This window comes from Variovorax sp. 10N432, assembly GCF_056394465.1.
This window is the reverse complement of sequence record NZ_JBFTHX010000025.1, coordinates 1-15,971: the sequence shown is the minus strand read 5'-3', so window position 1 is coordinate 15,971 and position 15,971 is coordinate 1. Positions and strand designations below refer to the sequence as shown.

Below are 15,971 nucleotides of genomic sequence, written 5' to 3'. Positions count from 1 at the left end.
CGCCATGACCACACTCACCATCGGGGCGGTTCCCGGACAGGTTCGCCTCCTGTTTCCCGGCGTGCTGGCCTGCGGCGTAGTGGCTGCGGCCTCCACCTTTCTTTCGGAGCACTATGGTGCCCCGGTGATGCTGTTCGCGCTGCTCCTGGGCATTGCGATGAACTTCCTCTCCGGCGAGGGCGCATGCAGGCCGGGGATTGAATTCGCGGGTCGGATGCTGCTGCGAATCGGCGTCGCGCTGCTCGGGCTGCGAATTACGGTCGGCCAGGTCGCCGAGCTCGGATGGCAGCCGGTGGCGATCGTCGTGGTTTGTGTCGGGGCGACGATCCTGTTGTCAATGCTGGCGGCGCGCCTGATGGGTTTTCAGACCCTGTTTGGCCTACTCAGCGGTGGCGCCACCGCGATCTGCGGCGCTTCTGCGGCGATGGCGCTGGCGGCAGCGCTGCCGAACCACCCACTGAAGGAGCGCGCGACGCTGTTTACCGTGGTCGGTGTGTCGGCGTTGTCGACGCTGGCGATGATCGTCTATCCGATGATCGCGCAGGCGGCCGGGCTGGACCCGCGTGCGGCCGGGGTGTTTCTCGGCGCGACGATCCACGACGTGGCACAGGTCGTTGGGGCCGGCTACAGCATGTCGCAGCAGACGGGCGACGTGGCCACCCTGGTCAAGCTGATGCGCGTTGCGATGTTGTTGCCGGTGATCGTGTTCGCTGTCATGCTCTCACGCCGCCAAGCCGGTGAGGCCGGTGGCCCGCGCCCTCCGCTGCTCCCAGGCTTCGTTATCGCCTTCGCGCTCCTGGTGGCAATCAACAGCACCGGGTGGTTGCCCAGCTTCGTCCCCAAAAGCGGCAGCGACCTGTCGCGCTGGTGCCTGGTGGCGGCCATTGCGGGCATCGGCATGAAGACGCAGTTGAAGGACCTGGTCACCGTAGGCCTCAAGCCGGTGATGCTGATGATTGGCGAGACGGTCTTCCTGGTCCTGCTGGCGCTTGCGTTGATGCATTGGCTGGCCTGAGCCCGACACGCTGTCGCTCGAGGAGCCATGGCCGCCAAGGAAGCCGCCGACGCCGGATGCGCTCAAGGTTCTACCGGCAGTAGCGACGCCAAGGACGAAGGGATCACTGGGCGCGACCACGGTTTGGCTGACCAGGACTGCCACAGGTATCGTGCATCAATGATGCATGACGCTTTCACTGCCGACGGCGTCCTGAGCAAGGGGACAAAACCCAGGTCGTGACGTCGACACAGAAGCTGCGTGCGCGCCCGCCCCTCTCAGCTATTCGAGCGTGACGTGAGCCGTCGTGGCAATTTCCTTCCACTGCTCGAGGTCTTCGCGTATCGTCTGCGCGAATTCGGCGGGTGTCTTGATCGGAAATCTGCTCAAGTTCCAGGCCTCGAGAACGGGTCGCATGTCCGGCGCCGCCAGAATCCGATTGACTTCCGAGTTGAGACGCTGAACCACCGCCTGCGGCGTTCCGACGGGCGCGAACAGGCCATACCAGCCATCGGCGCCGAGGCGATAGCCTTGTTCCTGCATGGTCGGCACGCCGGCAAGCGCGGGGAGGCGCTGGGAGCCTGTGACCCCTAGCGGCACCAGCTTTCCGGCCTTGATCAGCGCCAATGGCGAGGACGCATCGACGAAGGCGATTTGCAGCGTGCCGCCTTGCAAATCAGTCAGGACCTGCCCCATGGTCTTGTAAGGGACATGGGAAATATTCAAGCCTTCCTTCGCCTTCAACGCTTCCATCGACAGATGTCCCGTGGAGCCCATGCCCCATGTCCCATAGCCGAGTTTTCCGGGGTTCGATTTCAGGTACCTGACAAGTCCCTTCATGTCGCCGACGCCGACGTCCGGTGTCGTGACGAGCAGAACGCCACCTGCGCCAATCTGAGCGATCGGAACCAGGTCCTTGAGCGTTTGGTATGGCAGCTTCGGCTGAATGGCCGGGTTCACGGCGACCGCCGATGCATTGCTGAACAAGAGCGTGTAGCCGTCCGCCGCCGCCTTGGCGACGCTGTCATTGCCGATGATGCCATTGGCACCGGGCTTGTTGTCGTAGACGATGGTCTGCTTGAGAGCCTGTCCCAGACGTGTTCCGATCAGGCGGGCGAAGATGTCGGTGCCGGCGCCGGCACCTGCGGGTATCACCATGCGAATCGGGTGGGCGGCGGGCCAGCTCTCCTCGGCCGCGGTGGCGTGAGTGAACTGCAGGAGCGCGGCGGCTGAGAAGAACCAGCCCGCAATGCCAAGTTTCGAGTTTCTGATCATTTTGTTTCCTTCGCACCCGCGCAATGCGGGGCCATGGCAAGTGCTTTCAATGAACAATCTGGCGGCGCACTCAGTCCGGAACCAGATTGGCCTTGAGTTCCACCCCGGGCAGGTGGATGCCATCCGGGCGACCGCTGGCGGTGCGACCTTGGAACTCCGTCGTCATGTAGTCGGGCAACGGCGGGCCATCCGGGCATGCCAGCCATAGGCGCAGCAGATGGCGCCGCTTGTCGGGTTCGGGAAAGTCTTCGTACGCAGTCCGTGCATGGAGGATCCCATGGTTGAGCAGGAATTGCATGTCGCCCGGCCGGAACTCCATGTCCAGACGGATCTCGTCGTCGCAGGCCAACTCATTGACAAGCGCGATGGCTTCGCGCTGCTGCCGCGTCAGCAGAGCGACGCCGGGTAGCGCTTGCGCTTTCTCGATCGCGCCCGCGATGAAGACCGCAATCATTCGCTCGCCATGTTGGCGAAACAGCGGGATCTGAAAGTATGGGCTCTGCCCAGGCCGCTCCTCGCCCCACCGGGTGAAGCAATAGGCCTTGGTCAGCTCTGCCGCCAAGTCGGGACGGCGCCGGACCGCCTCATTCCAGACGGTGGTGGAGCTCGCAATGCGTGACAGTCCGCCCGAGCGGGCCCGCTGTATGCACATCAGGCCCACGATGTCTGCTGCATCGGTATGGAAACGCAGTTCCGCCGGTGTCTGGTAGCCGCGCGTGGTGGGGTCGGAATAATCAAGTCCGAGATTGGCCACATGGCCGAGCACATGACCCTTGGCATTCTGCGAGACAGCCTCCCCGAAGTGCGCGCCGATCCCGCGAAATGCATAGGCTTGCTCCTGCAACGTCAAGCCCAGGGTATTCAGCCCCCGGATGAGCGCAAAGCCTCGTCCGTGCTTTATCTCACGCCCGATTTCCACCAGTCTCACACCGAACGAGCCCAGGGCGAAATCCGCGGCTGTCATTGACACCAGATCGACGTTGCCCGCGATCGCCTTCGCCACGGCGTCCCGGACTTCCAGCTGTTCCCGCCCTGATAGCTCGTAAACCCACTCCGGGTTGCTCTGCAGATCCCTTCCGTACCAGGATTGCTCGTTCTGGAAGACGGGCAGGTCCGTCTCTTGGTCGCATGCGAATTCTGTGCTCATGGTCGGTCCTTTTGATGGCGGCATTCACTCAGTGAGCCAATTCGGCCTGTACGACCGAGGGCTCGAAAATGGGGGGGCGGGGGTGGCGCTGCCACTCCCGCATATCCGAGTAGCGCTCCTCGTACGACGGCGGAAGTTTCGCGAGCACGCCGCTGTCCAGCCATAGACGAAGCAGGTATCGCCGAGAAGCGGCGTCGGGTCCGTCCTCATATTCCGTTCTGGAATGCAGCGTCGTGTAGTTGCAGATGAACTGAAGATCCCCGCGTTTCAATTCCATCGACAGATGCAGTTCGGGGTCATTGCAAAGGGAGTCGATCAGATCCATGAGTTCGATCTGCGCGGCAGTCAGGCGAGGCACTTCGGAGAAACGCTGAGCCGATTCGATGTATTCGCGGTTGTATCGACCAAACAATCGCCCGTCGATGCGACTGAACAAGGGCCCGCTGTAGTAGCCTCGCTTGCCCTCGGGAGCCTCGCCCCGACGATCGATGTCGAAATCGGCCCAGGCCACGGGCATCAAGTCGGGGCGAAGGCGCAGCACTTCGTTATATATGGTGACCGAACTGACGATACGCGACAGACCGCCCCTCCGGGCCGGATGGACGCACATCAGACCCACGATGTCCATTGCGTCGTTGTGAAACGGGAGGTTCAGTCGAGTCTGGTAGCCGCGAGCCCTCGCGTCGGCCCGGTAGTCGACGCCGAGATTTGTAACGTGCCCAAGCAGATCGCCTTGCGCGTTTTGCGCCGCGCCGAAACCCAGATGCATGCCAATGCCCCAGTACGCGAGGGCGGCATCCTCCAGCGCATAGCGGTCGATGTCGAAGCCCTCGACCAGAACAAATCCGCGCCCGATCATCACTTCTGACTGGATGCGCTTGAGTTTCTCGCCAAGCGAACCGAGCGCGAGATCCGGCGCCCGCATGTGAGGAATTCCGAGCCCCTGCAGACGTGCGCGTATCACCGCCTGATGCAGGATCTCGTTGTCCTCGTCGTCCAGCTTGACGATCCATTCAGTCGTGCCGCTCATGGCCCCGCCCTTCCAGGCGCTGGGGTGCTGATAGGGAAGGTAGTCATCGATCATCGCCTGCATGCTCCATTGGCCAACGTGTGGAGAGAGCATAGATTTGCAGCGTCTTCCGAGTTGACTATTTCGGACATTCGCTTAGCATTAACGGACACCGAGGGTAAACAATGACTCCTCTTGTTCGCAGCGCTTGTCTGACCAACTATGCATCGGTCGCGCGCGAAGCCGGCCTTGATCCCATTGGCATGCTGAAAAGCGTCGGTCTGGAACCGGCCTGTCTGGAGAATCCGGATCTCAAGATTTCCTTGATTGCGACGGGACAGCTGCTCGAGGAATCTGCGAAGCGCTCAGGATGGGAGGATTTCGGCTTGCGACTGGCTGCGACTCGCCAGTTCTCTATTCTGGGACCGCTCGCATTGGTCGTGCGTGAGCAGGCCACCCTGCGCCCGGCCGTGGACATGCTGATGCGCTATATGCGCGTGCACAACGAGGCCCTGCATCTCTGGCTCGAAGAGGATGACGAGACGGCCTCCATTCAGTTCGAATTCCTCGGGCGCGGCTCTTCGGTGCGTCAGCCGATGGAGCTGTCGGTGGGCATGGTCTATCGTTTTTTTCGGCATGCTTTGCCGGAGACCTGGCGTGCCCAGAACGTCTGCTTCGTGCACGCGGCACCCAAAGATACGCGCACGGCAACCCGCTTCTTTGCTCGCAGGGTTGAATATGGCGCCTCCTTCAATGGCATCACGTGTTTGGCTGGTGACTTGGAGATGCCGCTTTCCACGTACTCACGGCTGGATCGGTACGCGCAGCAGTACGTGGAGTCGGTTGCTGCTGGACAAAATCAATCAGCAGCAGAGAGGGTGCGCCAGTTGGCACTGACGCTGCTGCCCTCCGGGAAATGTACGCTTGGGCATATTGCGCGGTATCTATGTGTGGACGAACGCACCGTACGACGTCACCTCTTGCGCGAAGGCTTGTCGTACAACGAACTGCTGAACCAGGTGCGACGCGAGCTTGTCCAGCGATATTTGAGCGGACCCCCGCGCAAGCATGTGGAAATTGCTCTGCTGCTTGGATTCAATGGCCCCAGCGCGTTTTCTCGTTGGTTCCGCCAGCAGTTTGGCTGCAGTGCCTCGGCGTGGTCATCCGTACCCTCCGCAACTTGAAGGAGCTGGACGCTCAAGGCAATGGACTCGCAGGTTGCACAGGGTCTCCTGGCGCTTCGCGTCGCCGCAGGAGACCGCGATGAACTCGGTGGCCGCGCCCTTCTCCTTCAGGCGCACCGCCTCTTCGACGGCGATCTCGTCGAAGGAGTTCATGCTCATCTTCACATTGGCAATGCCGACACCGGTGCCGTCGCTCGGCGGAAATCGACGACGCGCTTCACCGCCGCGACCAGAATTCTCAAGATTGCATGTCCTTTTTTGAATTAGGCCGGGACCACGTGCGCGGCCATGAAACGCTCTACGCGCCGTGCCGTCTCGGCCGGCTTCGTCAGCACGAACAGGTGGCCGCAGTCGACCGTCTGCAGCGTTGCGTGGGGCACGCGGGACGCGATGATCCTTCCATTGACCAACGGCACGATTGGGTCGTCGGCGCCCATCAGCACCAGCGTCGGCAGCTTGACGCGGTGCAGCCGGTGCCAGCTGGTCCATCCCCACACCGCGAGCAACTGGTATAGATAGCCGCGATGGCTGGGGCCGCGCATTGCGGCCGCGTGCACCTGCAGCAGGTCGTGGTCCAGCCGCAGAACGCCTCCGTAGAGCCTCCCACCGATCTGCATCAGATAGCCCGGGTCGAGATAGCGCCGCGGACTGAGCAGTTTCAGCAGCACACCCGGTTGGCCGGGCACCATCACGAAGCCTGCCGTCGTGGCCGCGAGCGTCAGCGTCCTGCAGCGCTTCGAGTGCCGCAGCGCGAACTCCTGCGCCGCCGCGCCACCCCACGAGACGCCAAACACATCGACAGAACTCAGCCCGAGGTGGTCCAGCAGTGCCACCGCGAGATCGGCCACCCTGCGCAGCCGGTACGGCAGCAGGGGTGCAGGCGACGCGCCGACGCCCGGGACGTCGAACGCGATGACGCGCGTGTTCTCGAACGCATCGGCAAATTCCGCGGCAGTCTCGACGCTAGCGCCGATGCCGTTGAACAACAACAGCACGCGCGAAGCCCCAAGTGAGCCACCCTCGCTGTAGCGGATGACCTGCCCGTCCAGGGTGACGCAGTGGGTGCGCTCAGGAGTGACAGCGTTGTCTGTGGCCACGCGATCAGCCCTCCTGCATCACAAAGGTGCCGGGCGCGTCGCACAGGGCCGGATGGCGCTTCGACCCAGGCTGGCGCGCAGCGCGCTTCTCGGCCTCCGATCGCGCTGCCAGCCACGCAGACAAGTGCGGCCACCAGGTGCCTTCATGGGTCGTCCCGCCCTGTTCGAAGGACGCCGGTGTGTCATGCGAGCCGCCATTCGTGACGAAAGACGACTTCTTGTTGCGCTGCGGATTGACGATCGACTGCACGTGGCCGCTCGAGCTGAGCACGAAATCGCTTTTCCCGCCGAGCATTTCGCGCGTGCGGTAACAGCCCTGCCAGGGCGTGATGTGATCGGTGCTGCCGCCGACGATATAGGCATCACAGGTCACGTCGCGAAGGTCCAGCTTCTGCCCGGCGATCGTCAGGGCACCGGGTCGCGCGAGCGCGTTGGATTCGAGCAGCGCCAGAAAATCGGCATGCAGCCGCGCCGGCAGGCCCGTGGTGTCCGAGTTCCAGTAGAGCACATCGAACGCCGGAGCCTTCTCGCCGAGCAGGTAGTTGTTGACCCAGTAGTTGAAGATCAGCTCGTTAGGCCGCAGCCACGCGAACACCTTGGCCAAGTCCTTGCCCTTGAGCACGCCGCGCGCACCGCTCAGGGTGCGCGCAATGTCCAGCGTCTCCAGGTTTACGAACAGGCCCATCGAGCTATCGGAGATCGTATCGATATCCAGGACCGACACCAGCAGCGTCAGGCTGCGCGCCCAGTCGCTGCCTTTGGTGGCCAGGTAGGCCAGCAGTGCGGCCGAAGTGATGCCGCCCGAGCAGGCGCCGAGCAAGTGCACCTGTGGCGACCGCGCGATGTCGCGCGTCACCCGCATCGCATCCTCGAGCGAAAGCACATAGGACTGCAGCCCCCAGTCGGCCTGCTCGGCGGTCGGGTTGCGCCAACTGACCATGAAGACCTGGAAACCCTGCTGCACGAGGAACTCGACCAGACTGCGTCCGGGTGCGAGGTCCCAGACGTAGTACTTGTTGATCTGCGGAGGCACGATGAAGAGCGGCGTGCCGCGCACATTTCGCGTCTGCGGCCGGTACTGGATGAGTTCGAGCTGTTCGCTGCGGAACACGACGTCGCCGGGCGTTGTCGCCAGGTTCTCGCCAACCTTGAACTTCGAGACATCCACCGACGCCGGCAGCCCGCCGTTGTGGCGCCAATCCTCGAGCAGCTGCGCCGCTCCGCGCATCAAGCTGGCGCCCCCGGTATCGAGCGTACGCCTGAGCGCGGCTGGATTGCCGAGCAGCGTGTTGGTCGGCGCCAGCGTGTCTGCCACCATGCCAAGCACCATCCTCGCCCGCGCCTCGTCGGATGCGGAAAGGCCGAGCTCGCCGACCAGGCGTTGCGTCTCGCGGCAGAGCGCGAGATGCCCCTGCATCAGGTGCCTGTAGTAGCCGTTGTCGCGCCAGGCTGGATCGTCGAAGCGGCGGTCGCGCGCCGAAGGTTCGACCGACGAGCGGCCGAACGCCACCTGCGCCAGTTCGCTGGCCGCGCGGCCGACGGCACCAACGGTCTTGGCGGGCTGCATGATCGCCGCAGTGACCATCGCCCGCAGCGATTCGCTCAGCCGCGCGGGCGTGCGCCCGAGTTCGACGTTGACCAACGGCGCTTGGGCGTCCGTTGTCTTGGAGGCGAAGGCGATGTTGTTCATGCCATCACCATGCCCATCGACTCGGCCAGCAGCACCGGTCGCCCGGGTGTGCCCTCGACGAAGGCGGTATTGCGGCAACGCACCAGTGTGCGGCCCCTGCCCTTCGACTCGACTTCGACCAGCGCGACTTGCACGACAACGCGCGAGCCCGCCGGCACTGGCGCCAGGAATCGAACCTTGTCGAAGCCGTAGTTCAGCACGTTGGCGGCGTCATGGGGGTATACGCCGAGCTCGAACTGGGCGGCGGGGATAAGCGACAGCAACAGCATTCCATGTGCGATCGTGCCGCCGAATGGTGCTTGCGCCCGAGCGCGCTCCACATCGACGTGGATCCACTGGTCGTCGCCCGTGCATAGGGCGAAGTGGTCGATGCGTTGCTGGTTGAGCAGCGCAGGGGTCGAACAGCCGAAGTCATGACCGACATGGTCATGCAAGGTGTCGACACGATGATTGGAAGGAATAGCCATCCGAGGCTCCAGGTAGATGAGGTTGAGGGAGGTGTCAGCAAGCAGTTACGCCAAGGTCGACCTCGACGCGGCCGTCGTGCACGCGGACCGGGTAGATGCGCATGGCGAAGCCTCCGCCGCGGGCGTAGCCGGTAGCGAGGTCGAAACGCAAGCCGTGCGCCGGACACCTGATCGTGGCGCCCTCGAGCTCCCCGCTCGCGAGCGATGCGCCGGCATGCGGGCAGCTGTCGGCGATTGCGTACACGGCGCCCTGGATACGGAACAGGGCAATCTCATGCCCGCCGTGGCGTGCGAAGCAGCGGCCGCCAGCGGCCAGGTCACTGTCGCCAAGCACATCGGTCCACCGTGGGCGACCGTCAGCGGAGGGCGATGGGTCTGCGGCGCTGCGATGATCTGAAATCAGCATGCAGGTGTCCTCGTTGCGCTATTGCGCGCCACATCCCGCTCATAGCTGCGCGAGGCCAAAACGAAGAGAACAGCCGATGCCAGCGCCAGCATGGGCGTCAGCGTCAGCGCAATCTTCAGGCCGAAGAGATCGGAAAGCACCCCGACGATGATCGGGCCCGGTGCCAGGCCGAGCAGGTTGTTGGCCAGGGTCACCGTCGCCGTGACCGTCGCACGCACGCCAGGATGGGTGACATCGCAGGCAAGGGCGACGGAGCAGCCGCCCTGCGCGGCCGCGAACAAGGCGCCCAGGAAGATCAAGCCCAGACTCAGAGGACCGGTCGGGAGCGCAAACGCGGCGATAAGGACCACGGCCGTGAGCACTGAATAGAGCGCCGGCACAAGGGCCCGACGCCGCGGTTGATGGGCGCACAACCGGTCCGCCATGCCACCGCCGAGGATCATGCCGAGGCCTGACACCAGCACTGCGATCCCAGTCATCAGGGCGGCCTTCTTCACGTCCATCCCATGGAAGCGAACGAAGTAGGTCGGCAGCCAAGCAATCAGCATCGCGGGCATCGCCATCTGCAGGCCGCTCGCGAGGTAGGCGAAGTTTCCGGAGCGAGCAGCGAACACTTCGCGCGCGATGCGTGCGATCTGGAGTCGGCCGGGGGCGGCGTCACCCCGGCCCTCAGGCGGCAGTGCAACTGTCTTGTAGTCGCGTACGACGAAGGGGTAGATCAGGGCGAGCAGCAAGCCCGGCGCACCCACGACGAAGAAGGCTGTGCGCCACCCCGATTGGGCGACGACAGCGCCCCCGAGGACCACGCCCAGCACCGAACCGAACAAGCCCGCGGACAGGAAGGCGCCCATCACTGCGGCACGCTGCCTGGCGGGAAACACATGCGCCAGCAGAGCGGCCCCTGCGGCCCCGTACGCTGCCTCGCCAAGACCCACGAAGGCCCGCGCCCAGAGCAACTGACCGTAGCTTTGCGCCAGGCCACAGGCGAGGGTCGCCAGGCACCAGACGAACGCCATCAGCGTGATGCTGTTGACGCGACCCCAGCGATCGGCGGCTAGGGAAATCGGCACTGCCAACAGGCCGACCACCAGCGAGACCACGCTCACGAGCATGCCGAGCTGCGAGTCCAGCAGACCCCACTCGGCCTTGAGGGCCGGCATCACTGCGCCGATGACCTGCCGCGACAGGTAGTCGGACAACATCAGGCCGAAAGTGAGCGCGAAGACCGACCACGCATGGATGCGCGATGCATTCGCGGGGTCTTTCGATGGCGCGGGGGCTGCGCCCACCGACAGGGAAGGATTCATGGCGTTTGTCTCTTGTCTCTTTTTGGTGTGCAACCGCTGCCGGCTGCAGCTTTTGCTTGCCGCGCAAAGCGAGTGTCCAGATGTGAGGTCACGGGCCCAACTGGTGCTTGCCGATGCCGCCGGCGCGGAAATAGCTGGCGCGCCGATCAGATCGACGCGCCGCAGGTCGGCTGCGCGTCGCCAGCGGACGGCAGCCGGAGCGCAGCTTCAGGCCGCGACGCGCAACGGCACGCCGCGCTGACCATGCGCGCGGTTTGGCGGCAGACCGAGCTTCGCCAGCGTTTCGTCAGTGTTGCGGTAGGTCTCGCCGAGCTTGTAGATGCGTCGTGCCTCGTCCCCGCTAGCGACATCGCGGTTCAGCTCGCGCGCGACTCGCACCATCATCTCAATCTGCTGCACGGAGGTCATGCGTTCTCCGCGCGGGCCGAACAACGTGTCCTCGATGCCGACGCGCACATGCATGCCGAGTGCAATGGCCATCGTGTTCATCGGATAGATGTGACGGTTCAGGGTCTCGAGCGTGAGCACCGCGCCGTCGGGCGTGCGGCGCACGAACTCGATCATGTCCGCCGGATTCAGCCCGGCGAAGCCACCGCCGATTGCCACGTAGTTGAGGATCAGCGGCCCGTTGTACGCGCCGCGGCGAATGAGTCGCTCCACCGTCTCGAGTTGGGTCACGTTGCCGAGCATGAAATGCGGCTGGATTCCGCTGGCGGCAAGACGCTTCAGGTGCTCGGCATGCCACGACGGATTCGATGGCACGATCATGTCGGTGTACGCTGCCTGCACGGCCGGGTTGCTGAGCGAGGTGCCGGCGACGTCAGCCTCGGTCATCAGCTCCATCACGTTCATCTGGTTGGTGTTGATCGCGATCGTGACCTGGTCGGGGCGCGGGTTCAGTTCGGCGAGCATGTGGCGCGTGTCGTCCGTCATCCACTTGGCGGCTTGGCCGTCATCCTCGGGGGCGAAGGAAATGGAGCCGCCGACCTGCAGGATCATCTTCGGCACTGCTTCCCGCAGGCGCGCCAGCATCTCGTTGAACTTGGACAGGCGCTTGCTGCCCTTGCCGTCTTCTTCACGCACGTGCACGTGCAGCACGGTGGCGCCGGCGTTCCAGCAGTCAACTGCCTTTTGGATCTGATCGTCCATCGTGATGGCGATGTCGTCGGAATCGCCTGCGGCCCATTGGGGCCCATAGGGTGCGACCTGGATGACCAGGGGTTGCTGGTTTTCGGGGAGCAGAGAGTCGTCGAGGAATTGCATGGTGTGTCCTTGAGGTTCGGAAAATGGAGTGGCTGGAGGGTGGCTCAGCGCGCCGAAGCTGACGCCAGTTCGTCGAGCAGGATGGGGGCACCAATGCTCATGGAATGGATGCCGAGCACACTCACGCACTGCAGCACGGCGGTAATCTCTTCCTTGGTGGCGCCGAGTTCCAGGGCCTTGCGGACGTGGCGCCGTACGCCCGGCCCATACATATGGGTGCACGAGGCGTCGACGGCGATGGCAAGGAATTCGACTGTCTTCGGGTCGAGCACGCCCGACAGCATCGGCGCCATGGCCATCGACATGAATTTCTCGGTCCATGCAGGGTCAAGTTCGGCGAAGGGTTCCCAGTTGGGATTCCAGTTGCCGGTGCTGCGCAAGCGGTCGCAGACCGGAGTCGATGAAGAGGATCGGGCGTTGTCGTGTTCCATGGTCGTGTCTCCTGAGGTGGTGCTGCAGAGGGCTTGCAAGCTGCGGCTGGTTCGAGGAGTGATTGTTCCGACTGGGGGATTTGCCGATTGACCAGCGGTGCCACGCATTTAACCTACGAGGACACTCAGGGCGAACCCTATGTCGAACCTCATTCGCAGCGCCAGCCTCACCAACTACCCCGAAGTGGCGCGAGCGGCCGGGCTTGATCCGCTGGTCCTGCTGGCCGGGGCGGGACTGAGTCCTGCCTGCTTGCATGATCCGGACCTGCGGATCCCGAGTGATGCAGTAAGGGCCCTGTTCGAGGCCTCGGCGACCGCCAGCGGACTGGACAATTTCGGCCTGCGTATGGCCGAAACGCGTCAGCTGTCGAATCTGGGCGCCGTGGCGCTGATGGCGCGCGAGGAGCCCACGGTTCGGCGATTCGTGCGGGCAATGACGCGCTACAGCCATGTACTCAACGAGTCACTGTTCCTGAAGCTCGAGGAGAGCAATGGCATTGCTGTGCTTCGCGAAGAGTTTCTCGTTCGCCATCACGGATCTTCACGGCAAGCGACGGAACTGCTGGTCGGCGTGACGTTTCGCAGCCTGAAGTTCTTCCTCGGGCCAACTTGGAACCCACTGCGGGTCTGCTTCGTGCACGCACCACCGCGCGATCCGAGTGTGCACCACCGTATCTTCGGCTATGCCGTCGAGTTCGGACAGGATTTCAACGGGCTTGTCTGCACCACACGGGACATGGACGCTCCAAATCCGATGGCCGACCCTGTGATGGCGCGCTATGCGCGATTGACGCTCGAGGCCGCTGCTGACTCGGGTCGCGTGAACGCGGTCGACAACGTGCGTCACATCCTGCTCGTGCTGCTGCCTTCGGGCCAGGGCTCGATCGAGCAAGTTGCCCAACACCTCGGCGTCCACAAGCGCACCGTTCATCGACTTTTGTTGCGCGAGGGCACAACTTTTTCCGACGTGGTGAACACCATCCGGCGCGAGCTCGCTGCGCAGTACGTCGACGACGGAACGCGGCCGCTGTCGCAGGTGGCCGAACTCCTGGGTTTCTCGGCGCTGAGCGCTTTCTCCCGTTGGTACAAGCAACAGTTTGGCGAGGTCGCGGGGCAGCGTCGGCGCGTAGCCCGCGGTACAGAACGACCGGCACGAGGTCGATGGAACAGTATCTGACCGCTGGCTTGCTTCGCGTCGTGTAAAGGGATCGTCCCGCCCCCTATCAGCGAGCGTCAGCTTTCGGGCCACCAGACCAGGCGAATTTCGAAGCCCGATCGAACGACCGCTGTTCACGTCGCCGAAGTGGTCGTCCGGGCCCATTGCGGGCTTTCAGATTGCTCCAAAGCCGCCGTCTAAACGAGTTGCAAACAAGCGACCGGCACGCCAAACGCATGGCCTCTGTACTGGGCATCTTCACCTGAAGAACAGGTTGCCCCGAAACCCATCCAAACATAGCCTGCAGCATCAACCCGATCAACCCGATCAACCCGATCAACCAGCGCGACCTTACCGACAAACGCGCGCGTTTCCGCTTGTTCGTCGCCTGGAAGATCGTGAACCAGCCACTCGGGCAACTCAACCAATCGAACGCGGCTTCCTTGTCGGATCTGATTGTTCATTTTGGGAAGTCCGAGTGTCTGAGGCGCATTCGTTGGTCTTGATGGGCGCGGATAGGGGCGCAGTTCATGCAGGGGCTCATCCGTCTGCTCGTGGCCGAACTGTGCCACACGAAGCCTGCGCAGTTCGCCTCATCGAATGGCTACGACCGTGTTGGCCAGCATGGCAACTGTGGCCGCAGCGAGCAAGTAGTAGGCGAACAAGCGGTCAGCCATGCGTCCTCTCAGCGCAGCACGAATAGAACGCCGCTCATCCCAGACGAAGGCCAGCGAGACGATTGATGTGCACCAACCAAGGGCTCGAGGCCATCCCAAAAGTGGAGAGACGGCAAGAACCAGATTGAGCGAAAGTCCAAGCAGCGTCAGAAGTGCTGCAACGACCTTCAAGTGTGGGGGTAGGTAATCTCGCACGCGCATTACATCTGTTCCTTGGGTGGCGTGTACGTACTGCGGCAACAGTGCGGAGTTCCGCTTTTGGCCGCAACCTGAACTACGCGATTGCGTCCAGGTAGTCGGTCATCGTGGCGGCCCAAAGTTGGGGTCGATAAATCAACGCATGCCCGCCGCGCAGCGCGTGGAATGCCCCCCTGCCGCCGGCCGCGCGAAATGCATCGAAGTTCTCACGACAATGCGCGATGCGATAGTACTGGTCGTGGCTTCCGTGAAGCCAAAGGGTCTCCCGAGGGAACGCCGAGCCGCGTAGGAACGTCTTCCTATTCACCTCCGGGTGCGTTGGGCAAGCTCTCCCCAGCCAACCGCCATTGAAGTTGATAGCGGCTTTGAAAACGGACGGTCGCTCGCCCGCATAGGCAATCGCCAGAATCCCGCCACGCGATGTTCCACCAATCACCAGATGTTCCTGCTTGACATCCGGACGCGCGCAGATGTGCTCCATCACCGCGTCCAGGTCCTCGATGGCCCGGTCGACGCCTGGCAGGGACAACTGCGGGTCCCAGGAATAGCCACTTCGGTCTAGCTTGAACCCTTCGTCATAGAGTCCCCCTGACTTCCCGCGGCCTCGACGTTGAGGAGCCGCGCAAATCTGAACACGCCGCAAAGTGGATAGGCTGCTCCCATGGGCGAGGACAGAGCCCGGATGACAGGAGCAGACGACATGAGCAAAAGACCCCGCCGCAATCACTCAGCGGCATTCAAGGCCAAGGTGGCGATCGATGCGCTGGCCGACGGCAAGACGATCGCCGAGGTGGCGCTYAAGCACGACGTTCACCCCAATCAGGTGACAGAGTGGCGACGCCAGTTGATCGAGCGCGCCGCGGGCGTCTTCGGGGGCGCGACGGCGCCAGAGACGCCGCCGGTGGACTTGAAGGTGCTGCACGCCAAGATCGGGCAACTGACACTGGAGAATGATTTTTTGGAAGGCGCGCTCAGCAAGGCCGGTWTGCTGAGCGCAAAGCGATGATCGAGCGCGAACACGAACTGCCGATCAAGCGCCAGGCCGAGCTGCTGGGCATCAGCCGAGGCACGGTGTACTACCACCCCGAGCCGATTTCCGAGAGCGAGCTGGCGTTGATGCGCCGCATCGACGAGTTGCATCTTGAGCACCCGTTCGCCGGCAGCCGCATGCTGCGCGATCTGCTGCGCCTGCGGGGCATCGATGTGGGACGGCGGCACGTGGGCACGCTGATGTGGCGCATGGGCATCCAGGCGCTGTACCGCAAGCCCAACACGAGCAAGAAGCACCCATCGCATCCGGTGTTCCCGTACCTGCTGCGGGAACTGGCCATTGAGCGGGCCAACCAGGTCTGGGCCCTGGACATCACCTACGTCCCGATGGCTCGCGGCTGGGTGTACCTGGTGGCGGTGCTGGACTGGGCGAGCCGCCGGGTTCTGGCCCATCGCGTGTCGATCACGATGGAGGTGGACTTCTGCGTCGAGGCATTGCAAGAGGCCACCGCTCGCTGGGGAGCGCCAGAGATCGTCAACACCGATCAAGGTAGCCAGTTCAGCAGCTGCGATTTTGTCGCCGAGGTGAAGCGCATAGGCGCGCGCCAGAGCATGGACGGCAAGGGCTGTTGGCGGGACAACGTCTTCGTCGAGCGGCTGTGGAAGAGCGTGAAATACGA

At 63.5% G+C, this 15,971-nt stretch carries 16 protein-coding genes and 2 pseudogenes; 4 read left to right on the top strand and 14 right to left on the bottom strand.

All coding sequences use genetic code 11. From position 1 onward, the window contains the following. Positions 1 to 4: 4 nt before the first annotated feature. The gene (locus AC1DF3_RS24960; RefSeq protein ID WP_286537688.1) at positions 5 to 1,015 is read left to right on the top strand and encodes a YeiH family protein; all 1,011 of its coding nucleotides are present in this window, start codon (positions 5 to 7) and stop codon (positions 1,013 to 1,015) included. Between the two features lie 261 nt (positions 1,016 to 1,276). Here AC1DF3_RS24960 and AC1DF3_RS24955 read toward each other — a convergent pair whose 3' ends face one another. The 3 genes from AC1DF3_RS24955 to AC1DF3_RS24945 all read right to left on the bottom strand — a co-directional run bounded on the left by AC1DF3_RS24955 (position 1,277) and on the right by AC1DF3_RS24945 (position 4,500). After that, positions 1,277 to 2,269 carry a Bug family tripartite tricarboxylate transporter substrate binding protein gene (locus tag AC1DF3_RS24955; RefSeq protein ID WP_478141188.1) on the bottom strand — a complete coding sequence of 331 codons (993 nt, stop codon included), beginning with the start codon at positions 2,267 to 2,269 and terminating at the stop codon, positions 1,277 to 1,279. A gap of 70 nt (positions 2,270 to 2,339) precedes the next feature. Further along, a complete protein-coding gene (locus AC1DF3_RS24950) occupies positions 2,340 to 3,416 on the bottom strand; it encodes a TauD/TfdA family dioxygenase (RefSeq protein WP_478141187.1) in 1,077 nt (358 codons plus the stop codon). Positions 3,417 to 3,444: 28 nt separating this feature from the next. Beyond that, positions 3,445 to 4,500 carry a TauD/TfdA family dioxygenase gene (locus AC1DF3_RS24945; RefSeq protein ID WP_478141186.1) on the bottom strand — a complete coding sequence of 352 codons (1,056 nt, stop codon included), beginning with the start codon at positions 4,498 to 4,500 and terminating at the stop codon, positions 3,445 to 3,447. Positions 4,501 to 4,610: 110 nt separating this feature from the next. Between AC1DF3_RS24945 and AC1DF3_RS24940 the strand changes: the two genes are divergently transcribed. After that, positions 4,611 to 5,609, top strand: a complete 999-nt coding sequence (locus tag AC1DF3_RS24940) for an AraC family transcriptional regulator (RefSeq protein WP_286537694.1) — start codon at positions 4,611 to 4,613, stop codon at positions 5,607 to 5,609. A gap of 39 nt (positions 5,610 to 5,648) precedes the next feature. On the opposite strand, the pseudogene AC1DF3_RS24935 reads toward AC1DF3_RS24940, so the two are convergent. From AC1DF3_RS24935 to AC1DF3_RS24900, 8 genes and pseudogenes are all read right to left on the bottom strand, one after another. Beyond that, positions 5,649 to 5,851 (bottom strand): annotated as a pseudogene (locus tag AC1DF3_RS24935) (electron transfer flavoprotein subunit beta/FixA family protein); the annotation flags it as partial. Between the two features lie 21 nt (positions 5,852 to 5,872). Next, positions 5,873 to 6,706, bottom strand: a complete 834-nt coding sequence (phaZ, locus tag AC1DF3_RS24930) for a poly(3-hydroxyalkanoate) depolymerase (protein ID WP_478141185.1) — start codon at positions 6,704 to 6,706, stop codon at positions 5,873 to 5,875. A gap of 4 nt (positions 6,707 to 6,710) precedes the next feature. After that, positions 6,711 to 8,396, bottom strand: a complete 1,686-nt coding sequence (locus AC1DF3_RS24925; protein WP_478141184.1) for an alpha/beta fold hydrolase — start codon at positions 8,394 to 8,396, stop codon at positions 6,711 to 6,713. Then, positions 8,393 to 8,863 (bottom strand): MaoC family dehydratase, encoded by a 471-nt coding sequence (locus AC1DF3_RS24920; RefSeq protein ID WP_478141183.1) that lies wholly within the window; start codon positions 8,861 to 8,863, stop codon positions 8,393 to 8,395. The genes AC1DF3_RS24925 and AC1DF3_RS24920 overlap by 4 nt, the downstream gene beginning before the upstream one ends. 34 nt (positions 8,864 to 8,897) lie before the next feature. Then, complete coding sequence (locus AC1DF3_RS24915; RefSeq protein WP_286537699.1) at positions 8,898 to 9,269, bottom strand: Rieske (2Fe-2S) protein; 372 nt, start codon at positions 9,267 to 9,269, stop codon at positions 8,898 to 8,900. Continuing rightward, positions 9,263 to 10,576: an MFS transporter gene (locus AC1DF3_RS24910; protein ID WP_478141182.1), complete on the bottom strand. Its 1,314-nt coding sequence runs from the start codon at positions 10,574 to 10,576 to the stop codon at positions 9,263 to 9,265. The genes AC1DF3_RS24915 and AC1DF3_RS24910 overlap by 7 nt, the downstream gene beginning before the upstream one ends. A 207-nt stretch (positions 10,577 to 10,783) precedes the next feature. Beyond that, positions 10,784 to 11,839, bottom strand: a complete 1,056-nt coding sequence (locus AC1DF3_RS24905; protein ID WP_478141181.1) for a beta-keto acid cleavage family enzyme — start codon at positions 11,837 to 11,839, stop codon at positions 10,784 to 10,786. 44 nt (positions 11,840 to 11,883) lie between these two features. Continuing rightward, positions 11,884 to 12,270 carry a carboxymuconolactone decarboxylase family protein gene (locus tag AC1DF3_RS24900; RefSeq protein WP_286537701.1) on the bottom strand — a complete coding sequence of 129 codons (387 nt, stop codon included), beginning with the start codon at positions 12,268 to 12,270 and terminating at the stop codon, positions 11,884 to 11,886. Between the two features lie 139 nt (positions 12,271 to 12,409). On the opposite strand from AC1DF3_RS24900, the gene AC1DF3_RS24895 reads away from it, so the two are divergent. Further along, positions 12,410 to 13,447 (top strand): AraC family transcriptional regulator, encoded by a 1,038-nt coding sequence (locus AC1DF3_RS24895; RefSeq protein ID WP_286537702.1) that lies wholly within the window; start codon positions 12,410 to 12,412, stop codon positions 13,445 to 13,447. Positions 13,448 to 13,623: 176 nt separating this feature from the next. Here the strand turns inward: AC1DF3_RS24895 and AC1DF3_RS24890 are convergent, their stop codons facing one another. The 3 genes from AC1DF3_RS24890 to AC1DF3_RS24880 form a co-directional block, all read right to left on the bottom strand. Further along, complete coding sequence (locus AC1DF3_RS24890) at positions 13,624 to 13,890, bottom strand: hypothetical protein (RefSeq protein ID WP_478141180.1); 267 nt, start codon at positions 13,888 to 13,890, stop codon at positions 13,624 to 13,626. Between the two features lie 129 nt (positions 13,891 to 14,019). Continuing rightward, positions 14,020 to 14,274, bottom strand: a complete 255-nt coding sequence (locus tag AC1DF3_RS24885; RefSeq protein ID WP_478141179.1) for a hypothetical protein — start codon at positions 14,272 to 14,274, stop codon at positions 14,020 to 14,022. 103 nt (positions 14,275 to 14,377) lie between these two features. Continuing rightward, positions 14,378 to 14,830: an alpha/beta hydrolase gene (locus tag AC1DF3_RS24880; RefSeq protein WP_478141178.1), complete on the bottom strand. Its 453-nt coding sequence runs from the start codon at positions 14,828 to 14,830 to the stop codon at positions 14,378 to 14,380. Between the two features lie 171 nt (positions 14,831 to 15,001). On the opposite strand from AC1DF3_RS24880, the pseudogene AC1DF3_RS24875 reads away from it, so the two are divergent. Next, a pseudogene (locus tag AC1DF3_RS24875) lies at positions 15,002 to 15,971 on the top strand (IS3 family transposase); the annotation flags it as partial.